Raw genomic sequence first — 13,471 nt, forward strand, 5'->3', positions numbered from 1 at the left:
AACAGCTGTAGGTCAAGGACGAACCCGACAGCTTTGAGCGGTGAACGAGGTGTTGCTCCTGCGACCCAACGGGTCGCGTGGGCCGAAGCCTCCCGCCGCGGAGGGACGCACAGCGTCTTTTGCTGCCAGCCTCTACCCCAAACCCCGCAGGCTTCGACCGCTTGAACTGAGAGCGAGTAGCGCGATTTCGTTCGGAATCGCCGTCCTCGGAACGCAGCGAACGCCGTAGGCGGGCGCTGGGGGGTGCGTCCGAGGACGAATGGGCGGAGAGTTGGGCTGAGAGCGAATAGCTAAGTCCCCGTGTCAACGGTCGGCCCGCAGCCCCCGGATGCGGAGGGCCGAAATACTCCGCTCTCGCTTCGTATTCGTTCTCCACTGGCTGCGGCCGAAAACAAATAGGCAGTGCTTTTGCGGTTCTCCGAACCGCCGGCCTTGTCGCCCAAGCCGCTACGCGGCTTGGGGGAGTGGGCGACAGGCCGAACTTGGCCATTTAGGCGGTGACTGGGGGATAGCTTTTGCGGCTTGCAGAGCCGCGCAGGCCGGGCACCCGGCCCGCCAAACCTATTCCCCTATCGCACTCAAACCGATCAAGTTCCGCCTCCGCGCCGAGCCCTCTATTCGTCCCAGCCCCGATCGATCCCCTTGTCCACAGCGCGAATCCCCCGCTCCATCCACCGCGGCGCCGGAGCATCCTTCAGATAGTGGTCGAAAAACTGCATCATCCGGCGATCCCAGTCCAACCGGTCGGCATAGCGGCGCAAGTTATGCGGCTGGCCGTTGTAGTTCAGCATCCAGACCGGAACCCCGTGACGCCGCAAGGCCAGAAAATACTCGATCCCCTGATACCAGGGCACCGCCTCGTCCGCATCGTCGTGCCGGATGAGGATCGGCGTGCGCACCTTGTTCGCAAAGAAGAGCGGCGAATTTTCGATATACTCGATCGGTTTCTCCCACAGCGAACCCCCGATCCGGCTCTGTCCGTGTTCGTACTGGAACATCCGCGGCAGGCCCGACCCCCAACGGATCCCGCCCGTCGCCGACGTCATGTTCGAAACCGGCGCCCCGGCACTCACGCAACGGAACATATTCGTCCGCGTCACCAGATAGGCAATCTGATAGCCGCCCCAGCTCTGCCCCTGCAACCCGATCCTATCCGGATCGGCGATACCGCGGTCGATCAGCATCTTCGCGCCGCTCACCACCGCATCGTAGCACGACTGCCCCGGATACCCCGTCCGGTAATGGATATCCGGCATGAAAACCACATAGTCCTGCGAAGTGCAGACCGCCGGAATCACGATCGACCAGCTCGGTTGCGGATGGAGGTGTTTGTGAATATCGTCCGTGTGCGTCTCGTAGAAATAGACGATCACCGGATAACGCCGCGTCGAGTCATAGTCCTCCGGCAGGTAGAGCAGCCCCTCGGCCCGAGCGCCGTTCATATCGTCCCACGCCACGCGCCGCACGCTGCCCCAGCGATAATCCGCCGCCTGCGGATTCGCCTCGCTCACACGCCGGGGCTCTTCCAGACCGAGCCCCGAAAGCCACAAATCCCGATACTCGCCGAAATTCTCCCGCTGCCACAGCAGCACATCCGCCTCTTTCGCCCGCCCCACGAAGGTATACCGGTGGTCGTCCATCACCAATCGTTGCGGTTCGCCCCCGCCCGCCGGCAGCCGATAGTACCCCGCGTCGCGCGAAGCCCGGTCGAAGGCCGAGAGCAAAAGGGGCTGCGAAAGATCGATCGCCGGAGCCTCCGGATCGAGCTCCACGTACCGGAAAGCGACGCTGTCGCGCCGTCCCGCACCGCGCGTCAGGCACTCCGGCGCCCGACGCCCCGAAGGATCGGTCGCCCAGAGGTCGAAATTGTCGTAAATCACCGCCCGGCCGTCGGTCGTCCAACCGGCCATCCCTTCGGCCGACGGGTCGTCCGGCATATCGAAACCCTGTTCGTACATCGGATAGGGAATCCGGGCCGAAAGCGACACCTCTGCCTCTCCTTTCCCAGTTGCCGTCGCAGCCGCGCGCCACTCGCCGCGCGGCGCATCGTACCAGGCGATATACCGTCCGTCGGGCGAGATCGAGGCTTCGGCCTTAGCGGCCCGCGCCACCGGCCGACGCACGCCGGTCGCCGTCTCCACGGCATAGAGGTCGCGTTTTCCGGGCGACTCCCACGTGCTGGCCCACTCGTACGGCCCGGCGTCTGTCCCCAGCGCATACCGCGCCCCGTCCGCTTCGGCCAAGGTCACCGAGGGCAGCGACTCGTCGCCGAGCAGTGCCCAACTCCCGCGCCGCGTGTCGTACACGGCGCGGAAGGTCTGCTTCTTCAACCGTTCGAGGCCGGCCAGCTGCTGGGTCATCAGCAGGGTGTCGGTGTAGCTCCAGAGGTCGAAGCGGCTCTTCTCGTCTTCGGGCAAGGTGTCCTTGGGCACCACTCGCGGCGGGCGGTTCATGCCGAACTCCAGCCGTCCTCCTTCGCGCGAAAAACGCAGGGGGCCGAACTCGCTCACCACAAAGCCGTTCGCCGCACCGTCGGCAGCCACGTGCCGCGGTTTCCGATCTTTGGTATCAAACCAATAAAGGTCGTACCGGGCCCCGGTCGCAGTAGTGTCGGCAGTGACGAGGTAGGCCCCCTGCCGCCCGGCGTCGTCCACGGCGAGTGCCCCGGTTTTACCGATTTTGGCGGCGTAGAGCTCGGTGTCTCGCCCGTCGGCCCAGGCCCGAACGCTCCGCAGGCTGTCGCCTTTCAGGGTGTAGAGCAAGAGCCGCCCGTTCCGCGAGAGGCGAAAGCTCTCCACGCTGTCCATCACGACGCTGTCGCCGCCGGACAGAACATCCCACAACACCAACCGATTGAATTTCTTCGGTTTGGGCGCTTTTTTGGCCGCCTCGGAAGTATCTTTCGCAGGCACCACTTCGTAGAGGTAGGCGACCACGCCGCTCCCATCCCGATCAGCGGTCTGAAAACTTTTCAGCCGGGGCACGACGATCCGATCGCGGGAGCCGAGCGCAGCCAACACCAGGGTATCGGGCCGTTTCCGGTCGGCTTTGGTTTTGTCGATCTGCTCGCGCCGCTGCTGGGCACGTGTCGGAACGACTTTCGCGGCCAACCACGGCGCTCCGGAGGAACCGAACAACCGGGCTCCGGAGGCGCGGTACAGGGTATCGGCTTTGCCCGAGAGGGCATCGTACACGACGGTCTGTCCGTCGCCCCGGGCGGGGTTCAGACCGTACACGACCCACCGGCCGTCGTCGCTGATCCGGGGGACTACGATCTGCTTCCAGCCGTCGAAAACTTCCCGATCCAACATTTTCTTCCGGGCCTGTGCCCCTGTGGCCCACAAGCCCAACAGGGCTGCGGCCATCGCCCATCGCCATCCGTTTTTCTTCATCCTGTTTATCGTATTTTGATTTTTGTAATCCTTTACACCTAATTCTATCCCGACCTCTCCGTCCGCGCGCCTTGGGAAATCTTGTCAAAACGTGCCAGCACATTTTGACGATTTCCCTCTTTAGGCGTGGCGCGCGATGGTTTGAGGGTACTGTTCTCTTTAACTTCGCTGCGCTCGTTTTCCTCCTTGCCGCTCGGCAATTCGCAAACTGCGTTTGCATTGCGCTCGCTGGCAGCGTCGGTTGTGAACAAAGAGAACCAGAAAAACTTTAGACGGATGCTCACGCATCCTCAAGCTGCCGGTCACCCAAATCTCGGTATTTTCTTTGGGTACCTTTCTTTCAAGAAAGGTACGGTTCCGTCCGGCACAAAGAACAGACAGATAGCCCACAATCAGCCGACCCGTTCGACTTCGCCCAACTCCACGAACCACAGGTAACCCTCCACCCGCTCGTATCCCATCTCGCGCAGCAGCGACATGTACTCCTCCACCTGCCGCCCATAGCCCGGCTTCCGCAGCGCCCCGAACTTATAGTCCACCACCACCGCCTGCTCGCGCCCCCGCGTCATCACCCGGTCGGGACGCCGGACACCCTGTCCCGCGATAATCTCCCGCTCGCTGTGCACCACCTCCCACTCCGGCGAGAACCACTCCGCCACCACCGGATCGCGCAACGCCGCCGCAGCCCGCTCCCGCAACAACCGCTCCTCCTCGTCCGAGACGATCTCGCCCGCCGTCCGCATCCGCTCGATCGCAGTCCCGACCCCCTCGGGCCCGGTCGTCAGCTCGAACAAACGGTGCATCAACACCCCGTATCGCCGCGGCGACACCGCCTCCCGGTCGGTTCCGAAGTAGCGATCCGACCGCCACCGTGCCCGCACCCGCTGGCCCGCGTCGTGAGACGGAAAGTCCTCCAGCTCGATCCCCCCCTCGGAAACTCCCTTCCCCGGACTGCCCGCCGAAGGTGCCGGCCCCCGTTCGCCGAAAGTATAAAAAATTCCCTCCCCGACGCCATCCGGCAGAACATAACGCTCCTCGCCCAACGCCTCGACCTCCGGCAAAACCGCGTCGATCAGACGCGACACCCGCGCCGTGCCCTGCGCCTGCGGATCGTACATCACGTAGAGCTCCCGCTCGGCCCGCGTCAGGGCCACATAGAGCAGGTTCAGGTTGTCGACATGGGCATAGACACTCTCGCGGTAGTAAGCCTCGGAAAAGTGCGACTGCTCCATGATTTTTTTGTACCCCACCGGCACGGTGCCCAGCTCGGCAAAGCGGTCGGCCCCGGCGCCCGACGCAGCCGTCCAGAGGGTCGTCCGACCCGCCTTGGGCAGCAGCTCCCAGTCGCAGTAAGGCAGTACGACGCACGGAAATTCCAGCCCCTTCGCCTTATGAACAGTCATAATAGTGATAGCGTCCTGTTCGGAAGGGAGATAGACCGTCTTCCGCACCCCCTTCTCGCGCCACCACTCGAGCCACATCGGCAGGTCGGGCAAGGTCTGTTTTTCATACGAGAGCATCGCCTGGTAGAGCGCCTGGAGAAAAGCGGTCGCTTCGCGCCGCCGCCCGAGCCCGTACCGCTCGATGATCCGTTCCAGCCCCTCGGTCAGGGAGTTCCGGAGCAGGCTCCCGATAAACGTGCCCTCCTCCTCGGACAACGGCGCGCCGTAAGGGCGTTCCAAAAATGCGTTGTACTGGGCCCGGGCGACGGTATCCTCGCCCGACACGGCCAGCGCGAAAAGGGTCATCACGAACCCTACGGCAGGCGAGCTGCTGAGCAGCAACGCCTCCTGACTCACAATCGGATAGCCGGCTTCGAGCAGCACGTCGGCCACCATCGGAGCCTCGTAGTTGTTCCGCACCAGCACGGCGATGTCGCGCAAGGCATAGCCACGGGCCAGCATATCGGCCACGCGGGCGGTCAAAAGCGCTCCGACCTGCTCGCGCGGAGCGGGAATCACCTCGGCATACCCCTCGGGCGACCGCAACAGCTTGCCCGGGGCACATCGCTGTTCGAACCGTTCGTAGGAGCGTCGCAGCATCCCGGCCCCCGACCGCACGGCGGGGGGAGCGTCGGCCAGCAGCTCCTCCAGCTCGGCGGCGTCCCGCTCCACGATGCTCCGCATCAGGAGGTTGTTGAAAGCGATGATGTTCCGTTCGCTGCGCCAGTTGGTATCCATCGGTACGGGCTCGGCCAGCGCGCCGGCAAAGCGCGTTTCGGCCTCGGCCCCCAAAATCCGCCAGTCGCCGCCTCGCCACCGGTAGATGGACTGTTTCACGTCGCCGATCAGCATAACGGCCTCGCCCTCGTTTTCGGCCAAAGCGTTGTCCAACAGCGGAATGAAGTTCTCCCACTGCTTGGCCGATGTGTCCTGGAATTCGTCGATCATGTAGCGCGAGTAGGCGTTTCCGACCTTCTCGTAGATGAACGGAGCGTCGTTGCCGGTCACCAGCCGGTGGATGAGGGCTGCGGTCTGGTCGATCATCACGAGGTTCCCCTCGGCGGCCACAGCGCGCACTTCGCTTTCGAGCCGCGACAGCAGGAGGCTCCGCGAGAGGTTCTCGCGCACCAGCTCGCGCGAGTTGACGTCCCGAATCAGCCGGTCGACGCCATCGCGCACCTCCTGTAACAGGGGCATCAGAGCGGGTTCCAGGGCTTCGATCCGCTCGCGGGCGGGGGTGCGTTTGGTGCTCCACGTTTCGACGCTCTCGACGGCCTGCCGGAACCGCAATCCATAAGGCTTCGGCGCGTCGGCTTCGGCGAGCTGGAAGAGGTAGCCGGCAAAACTCATCCGCTTATAGGGAAAGTCGTCGAGGGTCAGCCCGGCGGCGGTAATGAGCTCCACGGCGCGCCGGGCGGTCTCTTTCACCTGTCCGAAGCGCAGTTCGATGTCGCGCACGATCTCATCGAACACCCCGACGAGTCGTTCGAAGGCTCCGGAGTCGGGCACGTAGCTCTCTTTGAAGAGCTCGCCGCCGATTCGCACGAGGTCGGATCGCACGTCCCAGCTGCGTCCCTGTTCGGCGCGTTCGTCAAGGAGCCGGTTCACGGCCTCCCGCACGGCGGGTTCGGCGGCTGTCCGCTCCAGCAGCCGGTCGATGGCGGCGTCCAGCACCCATTCGCGGTCGATCTCGATGGTGTAGTCGAAATCGAGCCCCAGTTCGCGGAAAAAGGCGCGGGCGACGCGCTGGAAAAATTTGTCGATGGTGGAGACGGCGAACCGGGAGTAGTCGTGCAGAATCAGGCTCCGGGCCGCACCGGCGTTCCGGACGATGGTGCTCCGGGTGAGGCCGGTCTCGCGCATCAGCTCGCGCAGATAGGGCACTTCCGGTTCTTCGAGGTCGTTCTCTTCAACGGGAGCGGAGGCGAGGGCGTGGAGGCTCTCGACGATCCGCCGCTTCATCTGCTCGGTGGCCTTGTTGGTGAAGGTCACGGCCAGGGTGCTCCGATAGAGCGAGGGGTCGCGCACGACGCCTTTTATGTATTCGTAGGCCAGCCGGTAGGTTTTCCCGGAACCGGCGGAGGCTTTCAGTATCTTGACCTGACCCATATGTTTTTTCAGAGGGGATATCTGCTTGTATACAAGGGGTTTTCGGGGCGGAAAGCCGGCCTGTCGGGGTAGAGGCATCTTTGGAAGATACAGGCGGCCCGGTTCGAGTATCGAGCGGCACTGCCCCGGGCTACCGCGGTCGGGATACGGGCGCGCTGAGCCACGTCGGCAACGGCGGTTACGGATGGGCTTCCACGGTCAGCGGTACCGATGGCATGCACTTGAATTTCGGCGTGACGTGGCTCTATCCCAGCGGCGCGTACGGCCGCGCCTACGGTTTTCAGTTGCGTTGCCTCTCGGAATAAACGGGGCCGCGTGCTCGCGGTGGGCAAGGGGCTGGAGCTACCCTAACGGGCTTGACTTGGGCGGCTGGGGCCAGCGTGGGCGCAACGAGCATCACGATGTTGCGGCCCTATGGGTCGCAAGAGTAACACCCCACCCCTTGACCAACAACAGCAGTCCGCCGCCAGCGGAGAGCGCAACGAGCTCCGTCAAGTTGCAGCCCTCCGCCTGCCGGGGCGGCGGACTGTGCGGCTCGAAGAGCAGCAAAAGCAACGCTTTTTCTTCCGGTTTCGGCCTGTCGCCCATCCCCCCGAGGCGCTCCGCGCCTGGGCGACAAGGCCGGCGGTTCGGAGAACCGCGCTACTCGCTCTCAGTTCAAGCGGCCGAAGCCTGCGGGGTTTGAGGTAGAGGCTGGCAGCAAAAGACGCTGTGCGTCCCCTCCGCATCCGGGGGCTGCGGGCCGACCGTTGCCACGGGGACTTAGCTACTCGCTCGCAGCCCAAAGCACAGCCCAGCTCTCTGCCCTGTGCCAGCCTCACTGCGGCTACGCTATCGCTCCGCCACTGCCGTCGCCCGCGGCAATTCTTGCCGGATTGGCTAAATGCCAATCGGCAGAATAGCCCTTTAAGCGGGCGGGCGACGGTTTTCGCACGCAGTTCTCTGTTCCGCGCGCGATCGAGCTTCGAGCCGGACGGAACTGCCCTGCGCGGGCAGCGTCCGGGTGACCCCGGCGGGACGGAGCGATACTGCGTATCGCTTAACCTGTTCGGCCCAGTTCTTGGTGCGCGCCTGCGCGATTCATCTATATTCGGCTAACCACCGAAATAGTTGAATCGCTCCTTTAGGTGTCGGCGCGCATCTGTCCTACGGGAGGGTACTGCCCTCGGGCCGGGCAGGCCCCGCGTGCCCGCGGCGGGCGAATGGCAGCCTCTACCCCCGTTCTCTGTCCGCCCGCTGGCTGCCGGTTAAGCCTCCGCCCTAAGCCCGGTCGCGGATGAACTTCTCGCTCACCACCACCCGCACCGCACGCTCGATGATCTGAAACTCGAAATCGGAATACCCCAGTATCTCGCCGTCGATCTCCAACCGAACCGGACGATCCGCCTGCACCTCGATCCGCCCCCCGCGAAACAGTCGAATCTGCGGAATATCATAAATATTGCCCGTGTAAACCACCCGGAACCGCCGGAACAACCGCACCCGATTCATATTCGGAATCACCGTGAGGTCGAACAGCCCGTCGTCCGCAATGGCATTCGGCGTCTGCGAAAGCCCCCCCGCCGTGTACTTGCAGATGCCGACCGTGCCGGTGAACAACCGTCCGTGAAAGACCTCCTTGCCGTCCACCGCGATCCGCACGCGACGCGCCCGATAGCGAATCGCCTCGCGAAAAACACTGAACAGATAGATCCACCGCCCCCGATACCCCCTCTCCTTGAGCCGGTTGAAACCCCGACAAACCGCCGCGTCGTAGCCGAACCCCGCCACATTGGCCAGATATCTGACCTGATGCACCTTCGACTCGTAATAGCTGACCCGCCCGACATCTTGCAGGAACGAGCGGCTCTCGCGAATCGAACGAATCGCATCCACGTAATTCCGCGGAATGCCGAACATCCGAATCCAGTCGTTCCCCGTCCCCACCGCAATCACAGCCATCAGAATATCGGTCGTCGGACAAGACTGCTGGATGAAGAAGCCGTTCACCGTCTCGTGAATCGTCCCGTCGCCGCCCACCACGATGATCCGCCGATAGCCCTGCCGCACCGCCGCCACCGCCAGCTCCGTAGCGTGGTACTTGCGCAGCGTGAACATGGCATCCACGGCAATCCCCTCGTCGCGCAGCAGGCCGCTGATCTGCGGCCAGTCGGTCAGCCCGCGGCCGCTCCCGGCCACCGGATTGACGATGGCCGCCCAGCGCTGCGATATGTCGAACGATTCGTTCATGCCGTAAAGAAACGCTACCGGATCACCTCGACCGGCGTATAGACCACCTCCCCGCCCCCATTCCCCTCGCCCCGCACCAGCCGGAGCAACCGCTCGATCCCGCCGTTCACCATCACGGGATAATCCTGTCGGATCGCCGCACAATGAGGCATCCGGTGCACGAACTCCAGCACGTCGTTCGTCGGGTCGAAAAAGACCGCCGCAGCCGCAGCCCCCTCCTCCGCTTCCGTCGCCGCCCGGCAGAGACTGTCCAGACGCGCCATCCCGCCGATACTGTTCGCCTCCGCCAAGGTCGTCCCCGAGAGGAAAACCACTCCGTTGATCGGCAGCTGCGCCTCGTCCGTCAGAAAATCGGTCGCCTGCTTCCGCCCCGTCGCCGGCACATCGCCCGACCACAAGAGAGCCGCCGTGTCCGGCACCTCGGGCAGGAATCCCGCCAACCGCTGCGCCATAGCCGCATCTCCCTCGACCCCGCCGAACAGACCGATCCCCGTCGCCGCCCGCCCCCCTTCGGCACAAAGCTCCCGCAGGGTAACCGCCGCCAGCTCGCCGGCAGCCGTCTGGTCGGAACCGATATAGAAACTCCGCGCGCTACCCGGCGCATCCGAGTCGAACGTCCCGACAAAGACCCCCGCCGCCACGGCAGCGTCGATCGCCCCCCTCAACTCCGCATCCGAAGCGTCGATACAGCTCAACAGAATACCATCCACCCCCGCCTGAACGAGTTTGTCGATCAGCTCGGCCTGCGAAGCGGCCGTCGGGCGATACGAAACATCCCACCGCACCGCCACATCATACCTCTCCCGCGCCGCCAGCGCTGCCGCCTTGGCCAGCGCCACCGACGCGTCGTCCACCTTGGGCACCACGGCAAAGGTCGTCTTCCGCTCCGGCGTGTGATCGCAAGACGAGAAAACGCCTCCCAGCAGCACAGCCACCCAGAAAATCGTATACAGACGGGCCGATTTCATACGATTACGCATTCAACTGTGCCTTAATCAGGTCGATCGCCGCCGTGATCGCCGCTTCGATCCCGTCGCCGCTCTTCCCGCCTGCCGTCGCGAAGTGAGGCTGACCGCCGCCGCCGCCCTGAATCAGTTTGGCCGCCTCGCGCACGATGGCCCCGGCATTCAAGCCCGCCTCCACCGCCGAATCGCTCAACGCCACGGTCAGGGTCGGTTTCCCGCCGAACACGCTTCCGAATACCACCGCCCCGTTGCCGATCCGCCCGCGTAGCTCCAGAGCGATGTTTTTTACCGACTCCGGCATAATATCCAGTTGTCTCGAAATCAGGCTGAAATCGCCGAACGGCTCGGCAAAACCCATCAGTTTTTCGACCATAAACCGGTCGCGATCCTGCCGCACCTGAGCGATCTGTTTGCCCATCTCGGCATTCTCTTCCGTGAGCTTCTTCAGCGCCGCCACCACCTGATTGGTCCGCAAAGCGGCCATAAACTCCTTAATCACATCGTTCTGCTGTTCGCACATCTCCTCCGCCGCCCGTCCCGTGACCGCTTCGATCCGCCGGATACCGGCCGAGCTGGACTCTTCGGAGACGATCCGGAACAGGCCGATATTCCCCGTCGCCGGCACGTGCAGCCCCCCACACAACTCCACCGAATGGCCGTACTTCACCACCCGCACCGTGTCGCCGTACTTCTCGCCGAAGAGCATCATCGCCCCCAGCTCCTTGGCCTGCTCCATCGTGCAGTGGCGGTTCTCTTCGAGCACGAAGTTGGCGCGGATCGCCGCGTTGACCCGACGTTCCACTGCCCGCAGCTCCTCATCGGTCATTTTCTGGAAGTGCGAGAAGTCGAACCGCAGGTATTCCGGCGTCACGAGCGACCCTTTCTGTTCGACATGCGTCCCGAGCACCTCGCGCAGCGCATGGTGCATCAGGTGGGTCGCCGTATGATTCGCCGCCGAAGCCATCCGCCGGTCGGTATCGACGAAGGCTTCAAACGTTGCCCCGAGATCGGCCGGAAGGGCCGACGCGATGTGCACCGTCAGGTTATTCTCCTTCTTCGTATCGGTAATCACCGTCCGTTCGCCCGTCGCCGGGTCGAGCAGGTAGCCGGTATCGCCAACCTGTCCCCCCATATTCCCGTAGAAGGGAGTATAGTCCAAAACGATCTGATAATGACTCTTCCCCTTGGAAGTCACCCGCCGATACCGGGCGATGTGCACCCCTTTATAAGTGGTATGGTCGTAGCCGACGAACTCCGACCGTTCGACCGGCAGCACTTCGACCCAGTCGTCGGTTTCGACCGCCGAAGCGTTGCGCGACCGGTTTTTCTGCGCCTCCAGCTCCCGTTCGAACCCCTCGATATCCACCTTTACCCCCTGTTCCGAAGCGATCAGCTGGGTCAGGTCGATCGGGAATCCGTAGGTGTCGTAGAGCGTAAAGGCGTCCGTCCCGCCGATCGTGCGCTCCGCACCCGAAGCGGGCAGCTTCTTAATAATGAAGTCGAGCAGGTTGATCCCCGTGGCCAGCGTCCGCAGGAAGGAGCTCTCCTCTTCGGAAATGACCTTTTCGATCAGCTGCTGCTGGGCTTTCAGTTCCGGGAACTGCCCCCCCATCTGCGCCACGAGAGTCGGCACGAGGCGGCAGATGAACGGTTCGGTGAACCCGAGGTAGGTGTAGCCGTACCGCACCGCCCGCCGCAAAATCCGCCGGATGACATACCCCGCCTTCACATTGCCGGGGAGCTGTCCGTCGGCGATGGAGAAGGCAATTGCCCGCAGGTGATCCGCAATCACGCGCATGGCGATGTCCTTCTTCTCCTCCTTGCCGTATGAGACCCCGGCCATCCGGGCCAGCTCCTGCAACAAGGGCTGGAACACGTCGGTGTCGTAGTTCGATTTCTTGCCCTGGATCACCATACAGAGCCGCTCGAAGCCCATCCCGGTATCGACATGACGCGCGGGCAGCGGCTCCAGCGAGCCGTTTGCCTTGCGGTTGAACTGCATGAAGACGAGGTTCCAGATTTCGATCACCTGCGGGTGGTCTTTGTTGACGAGGCTGGCCCCGTCGACCGCCTGCCGTTCGGCGTCGTCGCGCAGGTCGAAGTGGATCTCGGAACACGGCCCGCAGGGGCCCGTATCGCCCATCTCCCAGAAGTTGTCTTTCTTGTTCCCCCGCAGGATATGCGAGGCGGGGAGCCGCTCGGCCCAGAAATCGTAGGCCTCCTGATCGAACGGCACGCCTTCGTCGGGCGAGCCCTCGAAGACAGTGGCATAGAGCCGGTCGACGGGCAGTTTATACCGTTCGGTGAGCAGTTCCCAGGCCCAGGCGATGGCCTCTTTCTTGAAGTAGTCGCCGAAGCTCCAGTTGCCGAGCATCTCGAACATGGTGTGGTGGTAGGTGTCGTGGCCAACCTCTTCGAGGTCGTTGTGTTTGCCGCTCACGCGCAGACACTTCTGGCTGTCGGCGACCCGCGGCGACTGGGCGGGCTGGTTGCCGAGGAAGATGTCTTTGAACTGGTTCATCCCGGCGTTGGTGAACATCAGCGTGGGGTCGTTCTTGACGACCATAGGCGCGGAGGGCACGATACGGTGCTGTTTTTCGCGGAAAAAGTTGAGAAAGGTCTGGCGGATTTCGTTGGAGTTCATCTGGTATTGAGTTCTCTTTTCGTGTTTTATCGGTTCATCTGTCCTGTGGAGATCTCCACAACGGGAACAATTTACAAAAATACGATATTTTTCGATTCGGTCGTTTCGCGAGGCTTCGGAAGGGTTTTTCGGGCCTTTCGAAGGCGGAGCGGTTTGCATGGGGTAGCTTTCGGGAAGAGGCTGTCGGTTACTTGGGGTAGCTTTGGGGTAGACACGGCCAGTAAAACACCCTGTGGGCGCGTTTATTCCGAGAGGCAACGCAACTGAAGACCGTAGGCCCGGTAGTTTGTGCTATTGGGAAGAAGTATCGATGCGTTGAAACTTAAATGAAAACTCTTGCTTTCGCTGACTATGGTCGCCCAACTGTGGCCATTGCTACCCACGCTCCATAATCCACCTGAGGTATGTGCGCGGTAGCCCGGGGCGCGCCCGCAGGGCATTTTACTGGCCGCCTCTACCCTAAATCGAGGCCAAGGTTGCCCGGTTCGCGTGCCGAACGGCACCGCCCCGGGCTTCCGCGAAACAGCCAGTGGTGCGCTGAACTATGTCGGAAACGACGGTTTCTGCTATTCGCGGTCGGGAAGCGGCGGCTATGGGGTGTACTTGAATTTCGGCATGACAGAACTCAGCTCCAGCAGCGCGTACTACCGTGGCTACGGTTTTCAGTTGCGTTGCCTCTCGGAATAAACG

At 63.1% G+C, this 13,471-nt stretch carries 6 protein-coding genes; all 6 read right to left on the reverse strand.

Annotated elements, in window-relative coordinates:
* Positions 1–614 precede the first annotated feature (614 nt).
* Complete coding sequence (locus QZ302_RS05370) at positions 615–3,392, reverse strand: prolyl oligopeptidase family serine peptidase (RefSeq protein WP_294593356.1); 2,778 nt, start codon at positions 3,390–3,392, stop codon at positions 615–617.
* Positions 3,393–3,784: 392 nt separating this feature from the next.
* Positions 3,785–6,943, reverse strand: coding sequence for a UvrD-helicase domain-containing protein (locus QZ302_RS05375; protein WP_294593358.1), 3,159 nt, complete (start codon positions 6,941–6,943; stop codon positions 3,785–3,787).
* A 1,260-nt stretch (positions 6,944–8,203) separates the two neighbouring features.
* Positions 8,204–9,172: a diacylglycerol kinase family protein gene (locus QZ302_RS05380; protein ID WP_294593361.1), complete on the reverse strand. Its 969-nt coding sequence runs from the start codon at positions 9,170–9,172 to the stop codon at positions 8,204–8,206.
* A 14-nt stretch (positions 9,173–9,186) separates the two neighbouring features.
* Positions 9,187–10,140 (reverse strand): substrate-binding domain-containing protein, encoded by a 954-nt coding sequence (locus QZ302_RS05385; RefSeq protein ID WP_294593363.1) that lies wholly within the window; start codon positions 10,138–10,140, stop codon positions 9,187–9,189.
* Between the two features lie 4 nt (positions 10,141–10,144).
* Positions 10,145–12,781: an alanine--tRNA ligase gene (gene alaS, locus QZ302_RS05390; protein ID WP_294593366.1), complete on the reverse strand. Its 2,637-nt coding sequence runs from the start codon at positions 12,779–12,781 to the stop codon at positions 10,145–10,147.
* 242 nt (positions 12,782–13,023) lie between these two features.
* A complete protein-coding gene (locus tag QZ302_RS05395) occupies positions 13,024–13,164 on the reverse strand; it encodes a hypothetical protein (RefSeq protein ID WP_294593369.1) in 141 nt (46 codons plus the stop codon).
* Between the last annotated feature and the right edge of the window lie 307 nt (positions 13,165–13,471).

Origin of the sequence: uncultured Rikenella sp. (genome assembly GCF_910579375.1) — a bacterium.
In the GTDB taxonomy this organism is placed as follows: domain Bacteria; phylum Bacteroidota; class Bacteroidia; order Bacteroidales; family Rikenellaceae; genus Rikenella.